General features: G+C 68.0%; 13 protein-coding genes. 5 read left to right on the forward strand and 8 right to left on the reverse strand.

Annotation, left to right across the window (positions count from 1 at the left end; all coding sequences use genetic code 11):
* Nucleotides 1–7 precede the first annotated feature (7 nt).
* From ABZ272_RS02890 to ABZ272_RS02915, 6 genes are all read right to left on the reverse strand, one after another.
* The gene (locus ABZ272_RS02890) at nucleotides 8–1,225 is read right to left on the reverse strand and encodes an exonuclease domain-containing protein (RefSeq protein WP_355048180.1); all 1,218 of its coding nucleotides are present in this window, start codon (nucleotides 1,223–1,225) and stop codon (nucleotides 8–10) included.
* 9 nt (nucleotides 1,226–1,234) lie between these two features.
* The gene (locus ABZ272_RS02895; protein WP_355048181.1) at nucleotides 1,235–1,930 is read right to left on the reverse strand and encodes a DUF6218 family protein; all 696 of its coding nucleotides are present in this window, start codon (nucleotides 1,928–1,930) and stop codon (nucleotides 1,235–1,237) included.
* 118 nt (nucleotides 1,931–2,048) lie between these two features.
* Nucleotides 2,049–2,441: a hypothetical protein gene (locus tag ABZ272_RS02900; protein WP_355048182.1), complete on the reverse strand. Its 393-nt coding sequence runs from the start codon at nucleotides 2,439–2,441 to the stop codon at nucleotides 2,049–2,051.
* Nucleotides 2,438–4,921 (reverse strand): AAA family ATPase, encoded by a 2,484-nt coding sequence (locus ABZ272_RS02905; RefSeq protein ID WP_355048183.1) that lies wholly within the window; start codon nucleotides 4,919–4,921, stop codon nucleotides 2,438–2,440. Before ABZ272_RS02905 ends, ABZ272_RS02900 begins: the two co-directional genes overlap by 4 nt.
* 132 nt (nucleotides 4,922–5,053) lie before the next feature.
* Entirely contained in the window at nucleotides 5,054–6,829 is a 1,776-nt protein-coding gene (locus ABZ272_RS02910; RefSeq protein ID WP_355048184.1) for a DUF6119 family protein, read from the reverse strand.
* Nucleotides 6,830–6,929: 100 nt separating this feature from the next.
* Complete coding sequence (locus ABZ272_RS02915) at nucleotides 6,930–7,478, reverse strand: DUF4352 domain-containing protein (RefSeq protein WP_355048185.1); 549 nt, start codon at nucleotides 7,476–7,478, stop codon at nucleotides 6,930–6,932.
* 183 nt (nucleotides 7,479–7,661) lie between these two features.
* On the opposite strand from ABZ272_RS02915, the gene ABZ272_RS02920 reads away from it, so the two are divergent.
* The 5 genes from ABZ272_RS02920 (at nucleotide 7,662) to ABZ272_RS02940 (ending at nucleotide 17,571) form a co-directional block, all read left to right on the forward strand.
* Nucleotides 7,662–9,611, forward strand: coding sequence for an N-6 DNA methylase (locus ABZ272_RS02920; protein WP_355048186.1), 1,950 nt, complete (start codon nucleotides 7,662–7,664; stop codon nucleotides 9,609–9,611).
* A gap of 120 nt (nucleotides 9,612–9,731) precedes the next feature.
* On the forward strand, nucleotides 9,732–11,693 hold the full coding sequence (locus tag ABZ272_RS02925) for a class I SAM-dependent DNA methyltransferase (RefSeq protein ID WP_355048187.1): 1,962 nt from the start codon (nucleotides 9,732–9,734) through the stop codon (nucleotides 11,691–11,693).
* Nucleotides 11,690–12,877 carry a hypothetical protein gene (locus tag ABZ272_RS02930; protein WP_355048188.1) on the forward strand — a complete coding sequence of 396 codons (1,188 nt, stop codon included), beginning with the start codon at nucleotides 11,690–11,692 and terminating at the stop codon, nucleotides 12,875–12,877. The genes ABZ272_RS02925 and ABZ272_RS02930 overlap by 4 nt, the downstream gene beginning before the upstream one ends.
* Nucleotides 12,874–15,990: a DEAD/DEAH box helicase family protein gene (locus tag ABZ272_RS02935; RefSeq protein ID WP_355048189.1), complete on the forward strand. Its 3,117-nt coding sequence runs from the start codon at nucleotides 12,874–12,876 to the stop codon at nucleotides 15,988–15,990. Before ABZ272_RS02930 ends, ABZ272_RS02935 begins: the two co-directional genes overlap by 4 nt.
* A gap of 21 nt (nucleotides 15,991–16,011) precedes the next feature.
* On the forward strand, nucleotides 16,012–17,571 hold the full coding sequence (locus ABZ272_RS02940; protein ID WP_355048190.1) for a serine/threonine-protein kinase: 1,560 nt from the start codon (nucleotides 16,012–16,014) through the stop codon (nucleotides 17,569–17,571).
* A gap of 84 nt (nucleotides 17,572–17,655) precedes the next feature.
* Here ABZ272_RS02940 and ABZ272_RS02945 read toward each other — a convergent pair whose 3' ends face one another.
* Both ABZ272_RS02945 and ABZ272_RS02950 read right to left on the reverse strand, forming a co-directional pair.
* A complete protein-coding gene (locus tag ABZ272_RS02945) occupies nucleotides 17,656–17,850 on the reverse strand; it encodes a DUF397 domain-containing protein (protein ID WP_355048191.1) in 195 nt (64 codons plus the stop codon).
* Complete coding sequence (locus ABZ272_RS02950) at nucleotides 17,843–18,724, reverse strand: helix-turn-helix transcriptional regulator (RefSeq protein WP_355048192.1); 882 nt, start codon at nucleotides 18,722–18,724, stop codon at nucleotides 17,843–17,845. Before ABZ272_RS02950 ends, ABZ272_RS02945 begins: the two co-directional genes overlap by 8 nt.
* Nucleotides 18,725–18,891 lie beyond the last annotated feature (167 nt).

The raw sequence follows: 18,891 nt of genomic DNA on the forward strand, positions 1-18,891 counted from the left end.
CGACTCCTTAGCTAGACGCCGAACTGGCGAGCATGCGCTGATAAGCGACGGGGTGAACTACCGGAACGCCGTACGCGCGGGCCTTCTTGGCCTTGCCGGACATCGAGTCGGGGTCGGCAGCCACCAGAAGTCGAGTCTTCTTGGTGACGTTGTCAGCGACCTGGAGCCCTGCTGCCTGAGCGTCCTCTTCCCAGGACCACCGAGGTGGATCCATCGCACCGGTGAAGACCACCACGTCACCGGGTTGCAGTCGCCAGCCCTTGGTCTGAGGCCGGGCCGCGCCGACGTCACGAGCGACCTTGAGGGCATGGTCGACGTCGGTTACCTCTAGCCCGAGCAACGAGCCAACCTGGTCCAGGTCGTTGCGTTCGGCCGACGTAAGGACGCCGTCCTCTAACGCTGCAGCGGCCAGACCGGCCAGATATGCGCGATGCAGGTGGTCGACGTCGACTCGGGCGAGGCCCAGTTCTTCTGCCGTGGCGACGAGCGCGTCCGCCTCACTGGCGGAGATATGCCGGTCGAGCAGTGCCTTGTCGAGCAGGTCCAGATACGCGTCACCCTGCGGATCGCGCAGCCGCGGGAGCCGGTCCACCAGACGGGCAAGGAAGTGCTCCTCGCGGTGCCCCGGGCCTCGACGCGGCACCGGCACCACTGCTTCGGTCGCCAAGGGTGGCCAGGGTGCAGCCGCAGCGACATCAATGACCGACGTCCACGGCGGTGGCGTTCCCGCGTCCCGCAGGTAGCGGGCCAGAAGCTTCGCGGCCGCCCTCGCGTCGTGAAGAGCGGAGTGAGCCTGGTGGGGCGGCAATCCCGCCGCGCGACAGCAGTCCTGCAGGCTGCGGCCGGCTGACGGAAGGAAGTGTCCGGCCAGCCGCATGGTGCACAATCCCTCTGCCAGGCTGATCGGCAGTTCGATCCCCAGCCTGCGGTACTCCGCGAGGAGGAACGTGGCGTCGAAGTGCAGATTGTGAGCGACAAGCACCCGCCCGCGCAGAAGGCTGGCTAGGTGACCTGCCATTCGCTTGAACTCCGGTGCGCGCCGCGCCTCGGCGGCCGAGATGCCATGGATGAGTTGTGGACCGAGATCCCGGTCGGGGTTGACCAGGCTGCACCATTCATGCGTCACCTGCCCGGCGCCGTCGAGGTGGATGACGGCGACCTCGACCACCCGGTCGTGCCAGCTGGTGCGTAGGCCCGTCGTCTCGAGGTCGATAACTGCGTACACGTCGACTCCTTAGATCGTGACCTGAGCGGAGTTGCCGGCGGCGGCACGCAGGCAGGCCAGCCACCGCGGGGGCAATGGCTGCGGCTCGCCCATAGCGCGTAGATACTTTCGGCGATACCGCGCCTGTTCGGTGTCCTGCCACAGCTGAGCGGTCATGGCGACAGCCGACGTCAGGGCCAGCGCCACCCCCGCTGCCGGCGAGGCCGCGCGAGGCTGCACCGCGAGCCGGATCGCAAGATCCTCGTGATCGGGTACCTCGGTGGGCCAGGCGAGCGGAGCGAGCTTCGACTTCGACACCGCACGCTGACTGTCGACCGCCTCGCTGTAGACGGACCGACGCTCTGTGATCTCCGCTAGGAGCTCAGGGATGGTCAGCACGTTCCCCTGCAACGTGCTGACCAGTTCCTCGGGTAGTAAGTGAGCGATCCTGTCTAGGATCGCGGCCGGAGTCTCCCGGTCCCACCCCACCAGGCATCGCCCCTGCAACATCCACATGATGCGAACAAATTGGTCGTCCTGCTCGACTTCATCGAGGCGTACCACCCAGGCGCCGCCGGCACGTCCGGTCGGGCTGAGTCGCCACACGGCCACGGCCTCGGTGCCGTCGCCGTCGGGCCCCACGGCGAGAACAGCGTGACCGCGCGCACCGGGCACGAAGTCAACGGGAATGGCCAGTTCGCTATCGACTTCCTCAAGTTCTGCCATGCCACGTCCTCCATGATCGACATCGGAGCATCACAGTAGGTGTCAACGCGGTCACGTCGGCTCGACTGGAGCGGCACTTCGAGCGGCGTACCGTCCACACGCATCTGACTGAACAGGTCTAGCGGGTCGGTTCGAGTCGGGCGAGCAGGGTGCTCACCTCGCTGTGTAGGCGACGCAACTCCGCCGCCGTAGGGGCCAGCTCGTAGCAGTGGTGGTGCGTGGCGGCGGAGAGGGTCGTCCACGCGAACGCCACCCGGCGGGCGACCTCCGCGCCTGGACCGAGCCGGCCGCGCAGCATCAACTGCTTCGCGCGGCCCTGGCGGCAGGCCGCCACGGTCGGCTTCACCCGCTGCCAGTAGGCGTCGATGCCGCCTTCGAGGGCGAGCCGGATCAGGCAGGCGCAGGCCCGCGGCCACCAACCGGCGCTCAGGGCCGTAGCTCCGAGCAGACCGGACCCACGCAGCAGTTCGTCGGCCGCCGCCAGGCAGCGCTGCGGCGTCGGGGTGGTCACGACAGCGCCCCGGCGAGGAGACGGGCGTCCGCGACCAGGCCGGGCAGGTCCGCCAGGTACGCGCCGTGCACCCCTTCCCGGCACGCCCGGTATGCGTCGACGACCCGCCGCCCGTGTCGGCGGTGGAGCCAGCCGAGCACGTCACCGCCCTTCTCGGCGTCGTCGAACGCGGCCAGGGCGACGACGGTCGCCAGTCGACGCGACGCATCCTCGATGGCCGCCTCGATGTCGGCGTGCGGGACCCCGCGCGCGACTCGGGACCGCCAGACCGTCCGGTGGCAGGCCGCCTCCACCGCGGAGCGGCACAGCTCGGCCACCACCGGGCCGCGCACCTCGGCGGGGATCTCGTCGTTGCGCGACAGGGCGTGGGCATCGGTCAGATAGCGGGTCACCGGATCGGAGCCGGCCCGCAGGGTCACCACCGACTTCTCCGCCCGGGTCACCTCGACGATCCGCGCCCGGCCCAGGTCGAGCCGGCTCACCGCATCCGGCAGACGGCTGTCGTGCGTGAACACGACCACCTGCCGCTGCTCGGCCAACTCCGCGAGCACCCGCGCCAGGCCATCCACCTTCGACGGATCCATGCTCTGCACCGGGTCGTCGACCACGATGAACCGGAACGGGCTCTCCGGGGCGCAGCTGCGCGGCAGGAACGTGGCCAACCCGAGCGCCTGCATCTCACCCTGACTCATCACGCCCAGGGCGGTGCCGTTGTCGGCGCCGTCCACGCTGACCGGGAAGACCACCCGCCGCCGGTTGTTGATCCCCTCCAGCGTCATCGCACCCAACTCGACGTTGCTCTCCTGCCGGAGTTGAGCCCAGATCCGCTGCGAATGCCCGGCGAACGGCGCGATCCGCTCGTTGCGGATCTCCATCGCCGCCCCCTTCAGCCACGCGCGCGCGGCCTTCAACCGGGCCAGGGTCGCCTCCCGCGCCGCGAGGCCGCCGGCAGTGGCCACCCACTCGCGCACGTCGGCCGCCGCGGCCCGCCAGCCGGTGTCGCGCTGTCGCAGGAACCCTTCGGCGTACGCGCGGGCCGCGTCCGCCGCCGCCACCACAGCCGGGTACCGCGCGGCCAGGTGGTCGGCCAGTGCGGCAGGCTCCCCGGGTACGCGTGCAAGAGCGGCCACGGCATCGCGCAACACGCCGACCGATGCCTCCGACCCGAGGCGCTCGGGCACCGCCAGGTCGTCGATCAGGTGGTGCGCCTTCCGCAGCACCGCCGTCAGGCGGGTCGTCGCCGTCTGAGCGGCGACGCTGCGCCGCCGCAGCTCGGTCAGCGACCGTTCGGCGGCGGCACGCCACCCGTCGTCCAAGGTGCCGGTCGCGCAGACCGGGCACGCCCCATCGCCGTCGTCCTCGTGCTGTTCGAGGGCGAGGCGGAGCAGTTCGGCGCTGCGCAACGCGGCCCGGGACCGGCCACCGTCGTACCGCACCGCCTCATCCGCCGCCTCCCGCAGCTGACCGGCGAGCCGGGCCACCTCGTCGACCGGCGGCGGGTCGAGGTCGGCGAGCTCACGGCAGAGCAGCACCTCCCGGTCGGTGGTCGCCTCGTCCGGCTCGTCGAGGACCGCCGTGACCGCGCCGAGGTCGACCGCTCCCCGGCCGCGCAGCAGTAGGGCGACCCGCTGGGCCCGCTCGTCGGTGATGTCGGCGAGCGCGTCGACCAGGGCGGTGCGCTGTGCGCGTACCCCCTTGATGGTGGTGTCGTGCGGCCGGGCGGCGCGGAGCAGACGCTGATCGGCGTCGGTGAGCGCGTCGAGCCCGAGGATCGCGAAGAGCGCGTCGAAGAGCTGGCTCTGCGTGCCCGACGCGAGCTTGCCCAGTTCGGCCGCGGTGAGGAACGGCCGGTACAGCTCCAGCGGACGGGCCAGACCCAGCTCGGCGAGGCCCCGGTGCCGGCCCCGCGCGCTGGTCACCGTCACCTCGGCGTCGGTCAGCCCCGCGTCGACCGGCCAGGCGCGGTGCACCCGGGTCGGCGTCGCCACCCCGTCGACCCGCAGCTCCACGTCGACCCAGCACGGGTCCGGGTGGTGCAGGTTGCGCCACCCCGTACGCCAGACGCTCGTCTTGTCGGCCCACCGCGCGCTGTCCCCGGTGAGGGCGAGCTCGACGGCCTCGGCGAAGCTGGACTTGCCGGAGCCGTTGCGGCCGACGACCAGCGTGAGCCCGGGACCGGGGTCGACCTGGAGGGTCCGCTCCGGGCCGACGCCGCGAAAGCCGGCGACGGTCACCGACTTCAACCAGATGTGCCCCGCCGAGTCGTCGCCGATGGGGGAGTGGGGGTCGAGCCGGGTAGGGGTGCCGGCGAGCGCGGCGGTTAGGTCGTCGTCGCTGGTGAGGGCGGCGAGGACCAGCTCGGCGGTCTCGGTCGGCACGTCAGCGGCGGCCAGCCGCTCGAAGATCAGCTCGATCACCGGTGGGGTGTTGCGGTTCGGCAGCGCCGACGTGCCGGCGCAGGTCTGGCGGGGGACAGGCATGGTCAACTCCAAACGGGTGATCGCGGCGGGGCGGCCAGGGACGGCCGCCCCGCGAGATGTGCGGCGGGAAGGGTGAGGCGCGTAGCGGAAGGTCACCGATCCGGGACCTGTGGAGCTGATGTCGTAGACGGATCAGACCGACGGGATGCTGACGACCTCGACCTCGACGCCCTCGTTGCGCAGGGACTTCATCGCCCGGTAGAGCGCGACCTGGGCGAAGGTAAACAGCGAGTCCACCGTGAGCGGCTTTCCGGAGCCGAGCGCGATCGCGTAGATCACCTTGCGGGGCTGGAAGCCCGGGTCGATGACCCGTCCGGACGGCTGTCGCTTGACCATCTCGACGAGCGCGGCGCGGGCGTCAGCCTCGTACCGCAGTGCGTCGACCGACACCGCGCCCTGCGCGAAGAGATGACTCAGGGCCGCGCTGCCCGTGGCTCGCTTGACATGGATCAGCTCGTTGTTCGGCCCGAGCAGGTCGCAGGCCTCGATACGTCGAGGGTGCTGGCTGGTCCGCAGCAGCTTCCGGTCCAGCAGGGTCAGCCCGCAGACCTTTGCAGCGTGGGCGTTGTACGCCTCCTCGTCCGCCAGCTCAGCGGTCCAGGCGGGGAGTGCGAAGCTGGCCGGGACCGCCAGGATCTGCCGGATCTCGTCGCGGAGGAACTCCCGGTGCCGGTCTCCGATCTCGTACCAGCCACCCTCGTGCAGCAGGAGCTGGCTCTCACCGTGCGCGAGCTGCGCCGTGATCCACCGCGACGCGGCGGTGGAGTCGATCTCCTCCTGGCCGTGCTTATCGCCGTAGAGGGTGATGCGCCCGGTGCAGAGCGACGCCCACCGCTCACCGTCCGGGACGCCCTCGGTCTGCGCGAGCACGTCCGCCAACGTGAGCTCCGGCAGGCGCGCCGGACGGAGGCCGGACTTCGGCACCCGAAGCTTGTACGACCGGACCCGCTCGATCTCGCTGAAGACCCGCCCCGGCACGGCCAGCCCGACGTCCGCGGGGTCCGGCAACCTGAGCAGCCGGTCCAACTGTTCCTCCACCTGCGACAGCCGGGCATCCCGCGCCGACACCGGCCGGATCTGGGTGATGAACTCCAGGTCAGCGAAGGGCGCCTCCTGCTTGCGGACCCGGTCGATCTCCCGCAGGTCGGCGAGGAGGCTCGCGGGTTCGACACCCAGGTGGATGCGCAGGGCGTCACTGCCCTCGACCGGCGTGGCCCTACCCGTCGACCGGCAGGCGGTCAGGTTCGGGTTGAACGTCCGCCCGCAGACCTGGCCGACGATCTCGCCCCACTTGTCGATGCCGTACATCCGGATGTGCTGGCCGCCCGGAACTATGTTGCGGTCGACCCGGCCGGTGGTGCCGAACACCCGCCGGCGTACCTGCTTGATCTCGTCGGGCGCCAGCGACCGCACCGCGAAGCCGATCCCGAAGCCCGGATTGACCAGGTCCAGGTCGACCATGTGACGACCCACGGTGCCGTAGGCGAGCGCGTAGACGTTCTCGTCCACCGCGACGAGCAGCGCGGCACCGCCGCTGCTGAACCCGAGTTCGGTCTCCTCCCCGGTGAGCCGGGTGAGCACCTCGCACCAGTCGGCCCGCTGACGCGGCACCGTCCCATGCACCAGCAGCGCCGGCGCGCCGGCGACCAGACGCTCCTCGATGAGGAAGTCGTGCTGTCGCACGTAGCGGCGGTTCACCGCGTCGTGCAGACCCTCGATGGTCGGCGTCACCCGTTCGAGCTGGTAGACCGACGTCAGGTAAGTGTTCTCCGGCCGCTCGGGCAGATCGAGGTCGAAGAGGGTGGGTGCGTCGTACGGCGGATGGGTGACGTCCTCGCGGACGCCACGGCGGTTGGTCGGTCTGCTCGTGGTGGCTCTGGTCGTGGTCGGCTGGCTCGCACGGCGCACGTCGATCTCCTCGCGTTGAGAATCGGGGTGGCGGTGGTGCGGGGGAGGGGTGCGCCGAGGGCGGGCTTCGCGGGTCCCGCCCTCGGCGCGGGTGATCAGCTCACAGGGTGACGTCGACGCCGCCGGAGAACGGCGAGTCGTGCAGCTCGAGCTTGGTGAGCTTGACGTTCTTCGGGATGTCGAAGACCACGACGCCGGTCACCTGGTTGCCGGGGTTGACGTCGTTGAGGAACGTCTCGGCGTTCTTGTTGGCGTAGATGGCCGCGCCGGTGTCGGCGGAGTACTCGGTGCCGGCGGCCGCGTACGCCTTCTGGCTGCTGCCGTCGAACATCTGCGCTTCCTTGCCGATGTTCTTCACGTTGACCGTGACCAGGCAGTACTGGCCCTGCGCCTTGGCGCCGAGGACGTCGTTGCCGATCTTGGCCACGCCGCACTTGGACGACTTGACCGTGAACTCGAACTTCCCGTCCCGGGCCGGCTCGCCGACCTTGGCGGTCTTCGGCTTGTCGTCGCCCTTGGCGCCGCCAGCGTTGTTGCTGGTGCCGCCCGCGTCGTTGCTGGAGTCGCTCGCGTTGTCCGTCGAACCAGCGCCGCAGCCGAGGGCGACGACAGCGGTGGCGAGCAGAGCGAAGGTGGTGGTCTTCCGCATGGCTTCTCCTGAGTTGGAGCGTGGCGGCGCTCAGTAAGGCCGCAGGGGATGGATTACGCCACAACCAGTGCGGCGAAAGCAACGAAAGTAAAGCACCGCGTGAAAACACTGTCAACCACAATGTTGTCATCAACCGCTCGCTGCCCTAGGGTTGGGCTGACTGGTTGTCAAAGAGGAGCAGACATGCCACAGGTCACCGCTGCGGAGATCTCCCGCATGGCCGGCGTCAGCCGGGCGACTGTCAGCAACTGGCGCCGCCGCCACGCCGACTTCCCGTCGCCCTCCGGCGGGACCGAGGCAAGCCCTGCGTACGACCTGGACGCGGTCCGTTCCTGGCTCAGTGGTCGAGGCCAGCTGCCGGCCGAAACGCCGGCGGAGGATCTGCGAGCGGCTCTGCGTGACCGCCCCGAGAGGGGTGAGCCATTACGACTGCTGCCGTTGGTGCTCGCCGCGCACCGGCTCGCCCCCGCAAACGTCGACAGGGTCTTGGACTTACCCGACAGGGATCTGGTCCGGCGTGCCACCGACCTCACGGGCGATGCGGTGACTTACGGTGGCGACGAGGCCCCGGTCCTGCGGGCGCTGCTGCGGTCCGTGCGTGTAGACGGCGCGCTCGTCGCCGCCGACCTTATCGGCGAGCGGGGCACTGACGATTCGACCACGACCGGCACGTACCGGACACCGGCGGAGGTGGCGGATCTCATGGCCGACCTGCTGCCCGGCCCCGATCAGCGTTTCCCCGCCGACGTGTACGACCCTGCCTGCGGGGTCGGCGGGCTGCTTGCCGCGGCTGCCCGTCGTGGGGCTCGCCGACTGTACGGGCAGGATCTGCTGCCAACTCAGGCGGCGCAGGCCGCGACACGCCTCGGCCTGCAGTACGGGAACGTCCGCGCCGAGATCCGAGGTGGGGACAGTCTGCGCGACGACGCATTCCCAGACCTGGGAGTCGACGGAGTGCTGTGTAACCCCCCGTATGGCAACCGCGATTGGGGCCAGGAGGTCCTCGCGTACGACCCGCGCTGGGTCTACGGTCTGCCACCGAAGGGTGAGCCGGAGCTGGCCTGGGTCCAACACTGTCTCGCCCACCTCGCACCCGGTGGTCGGGCAGTCCTGCTGATGCCACCCGCGACCGCCGAACGCGCCTCCGGTCGCCGGATCCGAGCCGAGCTGGTGAAGAGCGGGGCGCTCCGAGCGGTCATCGCGCTACCGGCCGGCGCCGCACCACCCCCGCACATCGGCCTGAACCTGTGGATCCTGACGCGACCCGATGACGGAGCTCACGCGGCGCCCGACACCGTGCTCTTCGTCGATGCAGCCGGGCCAGGCCGACAGGGCTGGGAGTCCGTCCGCGACGCCGTGCTCGGTGCCTGGTCGGCGTACGACGGCGGGGTGTTCGAGGCCGTGCCCTCGGTGGCGCGGGCGGTGCCAGTCGTCGATCTGCTCGCCGGGCCGACCGACCTCGCTCCGGCCCGGCACGTCCAGTCGGTGACGGTGGCCATCCGGCCCGGGGATCACCTGCGCCAGGTGCGGCGGACACACGCCGAGTTGCGACACGCTGCGGACTCGCTGATCGGCGTGACGGAGCGGAGCGAGCGGTGGACCGCCGCCGGCAAACAGCCGCAGACCTGGCGTACGACGGCTGTCGCGGACCTGCTTCGAGGCGGGGCGCTGACGTTGCTGCGCGCGGTACCCGCTGGTCGCGCTGCCACCGTCGACTCAGACGTCGAGATCCGTGCGGGGGATGTCATCCTGCCGGAGCTGTTCGCCCGGCCCTACCGCGCCCGCGTCGCCGCTGCCGAGGACGATGGCCGACCGCTGGGCCGGCAGCACCTCCTGCTGCGTCCCGACCCGCAGCGCTTGGACGCGTGGTTCCTCGCCGGGTTCCTCAGTGCGGAGGAGAACGTCAACGCGGCCGCCACCGGGAGCACCATCGTGCGGGTTGACGTCCGCCGGTTGCAGGTGCCGGTCATGACGCTGCCAGATCAGCAACGGTACGGGCGGGCGTTCCGCCAGGTGCAGGAGTTGCGCGACACGGCGGACACGGTGAGCCGACTCGCCGACGAAGCCGCAGACGCTCTCGGTATCGGCCTGACCGGCGGAGCGCTGCTTCCACCGGACGAGGAGCAAGCGTGACCGATCTTGGGCTGTCACCATTCGCGGTGACGCGACTACGGTGAGACCCCCACGTGACTGAATTCTGCTGGGACCAGGGGCCCCTCCCGCCCCGACGAGTAGTGAAAGCGAGCTGTTGACGTGAGCACCCACCAGAGTCTGGCCAGTTTCATCTGGTCAGTCGCCGACCTACTGCGCGGTGACTACAAGCAGTCGGAGTACGGCAAGGCGATCCTTCCGCTGACTGTGCTGCGCCGCCTGGACTGCGTCATGGCACCGACCCGCAAAGCGGTGTGGGACCGCGACGCCTCGCTGACGCTCACCAACAAGGACCAGTTGCTCCGGCTCGCGGCGGGCCTGCCGTTCTACAACACGTCCAAGCAGAGCTTCGACACCATCGGCGCGTCCGCCCCGGACGTGGCGAAGAACCTCACCGACTACATCAACGGCTTCTCGCCGAACGCCCGCGAGATCATCGACAAGTACGACTTCCACACCCAGATCGCCCGCCTACAGTCGGCCAAGCTGCTCTATCCCGTGGTGCAGAAGTTCCGGGACATCGACCTCAGCCCAGAGCGGGTCGACAACCACCAGATGGGTTACGTCTTCGAGGAGCTGATCCGGCGCTTCTCCGAAATCTCGAACGAGACCGCCGGTGAGCACTTCACGCCACGCGAGGTCATCAAGCTGATGGTGAACCTGCTCATCGGCCCGGACAACGAGCACCTCACCGGAGCCCCGGTGATCAACGTCCTGGACCCGGCCTGCGGCACCGGCGGAATGCTGTCGGCGGCGGAGGAGATCATCTCATCGCTCAACCCGAGCGCGACGGTGCGCCTCTTCGGCCAGGAGTTGAACGCCGAGTCGTACGCCATCTGCCGCTCAGACATGATGCTCAAGGGCCAGGATCCGTCGAACATTCACCTGGGCAACTCGTTCAGCGACGACGGCCACGAGGGCCAACGGTTCGACTACCTCTTGGCCAACCCGCCCTTCGGGGTGGAGTGGAAAAAGGTGAAGGACGAGGTCGACGCCGAGGCCACGCTCGGGCACGCGGGCCGGTTCGGTGCCGGCCTGCCGCGCATCAACGACGGCTCGTTCCTCTTTCTCCAGCACATGATCTCCAAGATGGAGCCGCCGGAGAAGGGCGGGTCCCGCATCGCGATCGTCTTCAACGGCTCGCCGCTCTTCACCGGCGCCGCCGAGTCCGGCGAGTCGAACATCCGCCGCTGGATCCTGGAGAACGACCTGCTTGAGGGCATCGTCGGCCTGCCCGACCAGCTCTTCTACAACACCGGCATCTCCACGTACTTCTGGATCCTGTCCAACCGGAAGGCGGAGAACCTCAAGCGCAAGGTGATCCTGCTCGACGCCCGCGACCAGTGGGTCAAGATGCGCAAGAGCCTCGGTGACAAGCGCAAGATGATCTCCGAGGACCAGGTCACCCACATCACCCGGCTCTACGGTCAGGCCCTCACCATCGCGTCGGACGAGTCGCACCCGGACCACGGCAAGGTCAAGGTCTTCCAGACCACGGACTTCGGCTACCAGCGGATCACCGTGGAGCGGCCGCTCAAGCTCCGCTTCGAGATCACCGAGGAGACGCTCGCTGCGCTCGCGGAGAGCAAACCCCTTTCCCGGTACGCGCACCGCGACGAGCTGATCGGCGCGTTCAAGCCGCTGCTCGGCACGGTGTGGCGCACGAAAGCCGAAGCCAAGGATGCGCTCCACGCGGCGGCGGTCGCCGGGGGTGCGCTGTGGCCGACCGGCGCCCCTGGGAAGGCCATCATGGACAGCGTCTCCATCAGTGACCCGGACGGGGAGGTGCAGAAGGTCAAGGGTGAGGTCGTTCCGGACGCGGACCTGCGCGACTACGAGAACGTGCCGCTCGCCGAGGACATCCACGAGTACTTCGACCGCGAGGTCCGCCTGCACGTCGCCGACGCCTGGATCGACGAAACCAAGACCAAGATTGGGTACGAGATCCCGTTTACTCGCCACTTTTACGTCTACAAGCCGCCAAGGCCGCTTTCCGAGATCGACGCTGAGCTGCGAGAACTCGAAGCTCAGATTCAAGGGCTGCTCAGTGAGGTGACGTCGTGACGCGGCTACGTACGAAGCTTGTAGCCCAAAATGTCGTCGACAAGTCCGATGGCTTCCCGTCGCCTTTCATCGGCCTTGAGTCGATTGACGGTGGTCTGGGTCGCCTAAGTGTAAGCGATCTTCCAACGAAGCGGGCAGAGGATAGCCTACGTCATCGTCAAGGTGACGTGCTCTTTAGTAAGCTCCGGCCATACCTTGCGAAGTCGATTCTGGCGCGCGAGTCGGGGACGGGAACTGGAGAACTCTTAGTTCTGCGTCCGAGCGAGCAAATCGATCCGCGATATCTCTTCTACAACACTCTCTCGCGTCCTTGGCTCGACTGGGCTGAGATGACCTCGTATGGCTCAAAGATGCCGAGGACATCTTGGGAGGCTGTGGGTGATTTTCCGCTGTGGCTCCCGTCGGTCGAGGAGCAGCGGCGGATAGCCGACTTCCTCGACGTCGAAACCGCCCGGATTGACAATCTCTCCACTCTCGTTCGGCAGGCGCTCCTTCTTCTCGAAGAGCGTCGAACCTTGAACGTTCTGCGCTGCGTGCAGCCGGTGGTGGACGGGCGTATGAGGACTGTTCCTCTAAAGCGCCTTGCATCGTCCGTGACGGTTGGAATCGTCGTCACTCCGGCGAAATGGTACGTCGATGGGGAGGGTGTGACGGCCCTCCGTGGATTGAATGTCAGACCCGGAGCGATTGACCTGAGTGACACCGTCAAGATCAGCGATGAGGGTCACGCGTTACACGCAAAATCAAGGCTTCGGGCGGGCGATGTCGTTGTGGTGAGGACGGGGAAGGCGGGCGTTGCAGCGGTAGTTCCTGACTCCTTGAATGGCGCCAACTGCATTGATCTGGTAATAGTCAGGCCGACGTCAGGTGTGAATCCTAAGTTTCTCGAGATAATTCTTAATTCGGAGTTTGCGCGCCAATACATCAACGAGTCATCAGTTGGTACGATCCAATCTCACCTCAACGTTGCAGCTATGAAGCAATTGCCGATTCCGAGAGTCGATTCGGTGGAGCAAGCGGCTGCCGTCCGAGAGGTGGCGGAGATCGACGCCAAGATGGAGCTGGCTCGCGTATCAATGCAGCGGCAGATTGAATTGTTGGCCGAGCGTCGGCAGGCGTTGATTACGGCGGCGGTCACCGGGCAGTTTGACGTGACGACCGGGAGGGGAGCGGACCTGTCGTGAGCACCCATGTGTACAAGGAGCAGGCGTTCGAGGCGACGATCGAGGCTGAACTCCTCCAGCACGGCTGGCATCGAGGGCTGTCCAACGGCTACCGGCCCGACCTCGGCCTCGACACCGGTGAGCTGGACACCTTCATCGGGGCGACCCAGAAGAAGGAGTTCGACCGGCTCATCACCGCCTACGGCGATCTGGCCACCGCTCAGCGGGAGTTCGCGAAGCGTGTCGCGGTCGAGATCGACAAGCGGGGCGCGCTCGACGTGCTCCGAAGTGGGGTCAAGGACCGTGGCGTCACCATTCAGCTCTGCTACTTCCGGCCCGGTCACACTCTCGCGGTCGGCGCGCTCGACGAGTACCAGGCGAACCGTCTCACCGTGGTCCGGCAGTTGCGCTACTCGGCGAAGACGGCCGGCGAGTTGGACCTGGGTCTGTTCGTCAACGGCATCCCGATCGCCACGGCGGAGTTGAAGAACACGCTGACCGGCCAGGACGTCGAGGACGCAAAGCGTCAGTACCGCACGGATCGCGATCCCAAGGAACTGATCTTCGCCCGGCGTACCCTCGTGCACTTCGCCGTTGACCCGCACCTGGTCTTCCTGACGACGCGGCTCGCCGGGGAACAGACCCGGTTCCTGCCCTTCAACGTCGGCTCGAACGGGCCTGGGGTGTCCGGCGGTGCGGGGAACCCGCCCGCGCCGACCGACGGCTACCAGACCTCCTACCTGTGGCGGCAGGTGTGGCAGCGGGACAACTTCCTCGAACTGCTGCAACGGTTCGTGCACGTCGAGGTGCCCAAGAAGGGCAAGGCGGCCCCTCACGCCAGCCCGTTGATCTTCCCGCGCTACCACCAGTGGCACGCGGTGCGGAAGATGGTCGAGCACGCCTCGGACCATGGGGCGGGTCACAACTACCTGGTCGAGCATTCGGCCGGTTCGGGTAAGTCGAACACCATCGCCTGGCTGGCGCACCGACTGTCCACCCTGCACGACGCGGACAATCAACCGGTCTTCGAGAAGGCCATCGTCATCACCGACCGAGTGGTGCTGGACCGGCAGTTGCAGGACACGATCTACCAGTTCGACCACGTGGCCGGCGTCGTCAAGAAGATCGACGAGGACTCCCAGCAGCTCGCCGACGCCCTCACCGGCTCGGCCGCCCGCGTCATCATCACGACGTTGCAGAAGTTCCCGTTCGTGCTGGACAAGGTCGCCAAGCTGGGCCAGCGCCGGTACGCGGTCATCATCGACGAGGCGCACTCGTCGCAGTCGGGGGAGTCGGCGAACGCGCTGAAGAAGGCGCTCGGCCGGCTCGGCTCGGACGACATCGACGCCGACGGCGACCTGTTGACCGCCTCCGCCCTGGCGCGGGGCAGGCACGCCAACCTGTCCTACTTCGCCTTCACCGCCACGCCGAAACAGAAGACGCTCGAACTGTTCGGCACCCGCAACCCCGAGACCGGCCAGATGGAGCCGTTCCACGTCTACTCGATGCGCCAGGCCATCGAGGAGGGCTTCATCCTCGACGTGCTGCGCAACTACATCACGTACGAGGCGCGGTGGCGGCTGGCCAGCGCGGCGGTCGAGGCCGTGGAGACCGCCGACCCCGAAGTCGATCCGAAGAAGGCAAAGGCCAAACTGGTACGGGCCGCCGAGCTGCACCCCGAGTCGCAGGACCAGCGGGCGCAGATCATCATCGATCACTTCCGGACCGAGGTCAGCGAGCGCATCGGCGAGCGGGCCAAGGCGATGGTGGTGACCCGCTCCCGTGAGCACGCGCTGCGGCTCTACCAGGCGATGCGCAAGTACCTCGACAAGCGTGGTGTCACCGACTGCGCGCCGATCGTGGCGTTCTCCGGCACGCTCACCCTCGACGGCATCGACTACTCCGAGTCGAAGCTCAACGGGTTCTCCGAGGCGGCCCTGCCGGACGCGTTCGCGTACACGAAGGTCGGCGACCCTCAGGCCACGGCCCGCAACCAGACCGAATACCGCATCCTGGTCGTCGCCGAGAAATACCAGACGGGCTTCGACCAGCCGCTGCTCGCGGCGATGTACGTCGACAAGCCGCTCGCCAGCGTGGCGGCTGTCCAGACCCTGTCCCGCTTGAACCGCACCCACCCGGACAAGACGCAGGACGACGTCTTCGTGCTCGACTTCGCCAACAAGGCCGAAGACATCCAGAAGTGGTTCGAGCCGTACTTCGAGACCACCATCACCGAGCCGACCGACCCTAACCTGCTCTACGACAAGCAGCGCGAGGTGATGGACTTTCAACTGCTTGTCGAGTCGGAGATGGACGCCTTCGCCCGAGCCCTGCTCGCCGCCGATAAGCCCTCGATGACCACCGGGCAGCTGGAGAAGGCGCACGCCGCGCTCTACCGGTTCCTTGAGCCGGCGGTCGACCGGTTCACCCACCTGGCCAAGGACGACCGGGACCGCGCCGAGGCGTTCCGCTCGTCGGTGAGCGACTACGTCCGGGCGTACGGCTTCCTGGCCCAGGTCGTCGGATACGGCGACGAGGACCTGGAACGGCTCTACCTCTACAGCCGTTTCCTGCTCCGACGGCTACCCTCCGAGCCGGGTGCGGGCGTCGACATCGGTGCGGCCACCCTGAGCCACCTGCGCATCCGCAAGCGCGCTGAGGAGGACCTGTCGCTGCAACCGTCTGGCGCGCACCTCATCCCCGGCTTCTCGCCGGACGGCGGCGCCGCCCGGCAGGTCGAGGAGAAGCCGCTCAGCGAGGTGATCGAGGAGCTGAATGAGCGCTTCGGCTACGACCTCAGCTCGTCCGATCAGATCCTGCTCGTGCAGCAGATCATCTCACTGGCTGAGGACGAGAAGATGCAACAGGTCGCGCTCAACAACGATATCGAACGGTTCGGTCAGGTGGCTGACCCAGAGCTGGACAACATCGTGGCCCGCAACCATGATCGCAACACCACCTTCGTCGGCCGGTACTTCGACAACCCGGAGTTCCAGGCTGCCGTCAAGGCGGAGGCCCGGCGTCGGGCGTACGGGCTGATCCTGAGCCCGTCTCGCGCCGAAGCGCTGCGCAAGCTCCGCAGCCAGGTCTCCGGGGCGAACGAGCAGCGTGCGACAGCGACCAGCGGCGAGTGACGATTCGGGGGAACGCGCGCGGTGAGCGACGTGAAACCGGCCGACGAGTGGGTCTTCGCGGACCGGTACCGCGTCGACGCCCCGATCGGCACTGGCGGCATGGGTGCCGTCTGGAGCGGCTACGACCGGCACCTTGACCGCCGCGTGGCGATCAAGCTGATGCGGAACACGCCCGGCCCGGCGGCGACGTTCGGCAGCGCGGAGAGCGCGGCGTTCAACGAGGCGGTGGCGGCAGACCGGGAGCGGTTCCTGCGGGAGATCCGCACGACCGCCCGCCTCGAACTCCCCGGCATCCCCGCGGTGTACGACTTCGGGATCGAGGAGTCGAGCGGCCGCATCTACCTAGTGATGCAGCTCGTGTACGGGCAGACGCTCGCGGAGCTCATCGCCTCCCGGACCTACGCCGCCGACCCGTGGCCGGTCACCTGGGCGGTCGCCATCACCGCCCAGGTGGCGGCCACCCTCGTCGACGTCCACCGGGTCGACGTCGTCCACCGCGACATCAAGCCCACGAACCTCATGGTCAGCGACGGGGGAGTGGTCAAGGTCCTCGACTTCGGGGTGGCCATCCTGCGCGGCGCGAGTGCCCTCCCACGACTGACCCAGGTCGGCCTGACCGTCGGCAGCCCGCCCTACATGCCGCCGGAACAGGCCCTGGGCAACCCTGTTGGGCCGGCGAGCGACGTCTACGCGCTGGGGTGTGTCCTGTACGAGGCCCTCACCGGGCGGGTGCCGTTCGTGGAGACAACCAGCCGCTCCTACCAGGATCACCACGTCAACACCCCGGCGCCGTCGGCGTGGGCGCTGCGTGCCAACGTGCCCTCCGACCTCGACAACCTGGTCGCACGAATGCTGGCGAAGCGGCCCGCTGACCGCCCCTCAGCGGAGGACGTCTACGAGACGCTGCTCCCGATCGCCGCCCAGCCCGGTCCCGCCGGACCCGGCGGCAACCGTGACCCGCGCCGGCCCTTCCTCCGCCCACTCGCGCCCGCGCCGCGTCAGCGCGGAGCCGCCCCCGCTCCGAAGCCGACGTCGGCGACCTCGGCGCCGCTGAGCGTCGACGAGGCGATCGAGATCCAGCAGCAGGTCGGCCACCTGGTCCAGGATTCACAGTTCCAGCAGGCGATCGATCTGCTCGACGAGGCGGTGGGCCGGGCTGCTGCCGAGCCGGCACTGAAGCTGGAGATGCAGGTGGCTCTGGCATCGACGCTGTGGTTCGCCGACGAGTTCAGTCGGGTGGCGGCCGTCCTCGACGAGATTCTCCCGAAGGTCGACGGTGGGGACGAGCTGACCGTTCTCTACTACTACTCGGGCGTCAGTCACGCCGAGATCGGCAACATCGACGAGGCCGTCAAGCAACTTACCGAGTTCCTCGCCCTCGCCGAGCCGTACGACCCCCTGCACCGGGACGCCACTTACCGCCTCGGCATGATGCTGCCCGCCGTCGGCCGCACCAGCGAGGGCCTTCAGCATCTTGAGGCGCTTCGGCCGACACTCGTCGCGGAGTACGGGTTGGACTCCGCCCACGTCAGGACATTGGACCGGCGGATCGCCCAAATCAGACGTGGACCCGACCTCTAGCGAAGACCGCGACGTCCGGGTCTGTTGGGGCAACGGGAGCGCGTCCGGCAGGGATACGGGCCGCGCTCCCGTCTGGCGTACGGCTCAGTGCCCAGACTTGGTGGCTCGGACGAAGCTGGTCCAGGCGGCGGGGGAGAAGGCGAGGGCGGGCCCGGCCGGGTCCTTGCTGTCGCGTACGGCAACGAGGCCGGGCATATTGTCGGCGACCTCGACGCATGCACCGCCGTTGTCGCCGCTGCGGGTGCTCTTACGCCACTGGGCAGCGGTCAGTTCAGCCATGATGGACCTCTTCGACGATCTTGTTGATGAGTTGCCTCGATTGTTGCTCATCGAGAGCCAGGGACGTAAGACTCGCCCAGACCTTCTCGTAGGCAGCGATTTCCTCGGCCCGGTCGAGATACAGGGCACCGGTCAGTGACTCGCTGTAGACGACGGACGGCTCCGGGACGACTCGGTTGGTCAATGGGAAGTCGAGAATCATGAAGGTGCCGGCGAGCGCGCCGTAGTGCGCCCCGACGGACAGCGGCAGGACCCGGATGGAGATGTTCGGTAGACCAGCGAGGTCGTTCAAGTGTCGGAGCTGGTCGGCCATCACCCTGCGGCCACCGATCTGCTTGATCAGCAGCGACTCGGCAAGCACTGAGCTGAGCTGGGGTGCCTTCGGCAGCCGTCGCAATAGGAGGCCCTGCCGCTGTAGCCGGATGCTGATGTGCTGGTCTATCTCGTCATCGCTCATGTCGGTGCGGTTCTGGAAAACGCCTCTGGCGTATGCCTCTGTCTGTAAGAGGCCAGGGATCAGCGACTCGTCGTACCCTCGTAGCCGGTGTGCGGCGGATTCCAGGCCGACGTAGAGTTCGAACCAGTCGGGGACGGCGTCGCCGTACGAGTGCCACCAGCCTTTGGCCTTGGTCTCGGCGGCTAGGGCGCTGAGGGCGCCGGTCAGGTCGGGCGTCGCCCCGTACAGCTCGCACAGGGCCTTGGCGTCCACGGAGCGGACGGGGCCGAGGCCGGTCTCGATGCGCCACAGCTTCTGTCGGCTGAACTGCATCGCCTCGGACGCGCCGTCCAGCGTCATCCGCGCTTCGGTGCGTAGGTCGCGCAGCGCTCGCCCGAGCTGCCGTCGCGGCACTGTCGATCCCATGTCGTCGGCCATCGGCTCCCGCCCTCTCCGTGTTGCGTTTTGTTACATCCGGACGCCATCGGTGAAACGCGTGATCGTTGCTCCCAACAATCAATTCCTATAGGCGCTGACACGCAGTATCAATACGCCTCTGACCATACAAGAAACCCCCGACGGGAGCCGTCGGCGCGCAATTCCCA

The sequence above is a fragment of the Micromonospora sp. NPDC005979 genome, from assembly GCF_040614415.1.
In the GTDB taxonomy this organism is placed as follows: domain Bacteria; phylum Actinomycetota; class Actinomycetes; order Mycobacteriales; family Micromonosporaceae; genus Micromonospora.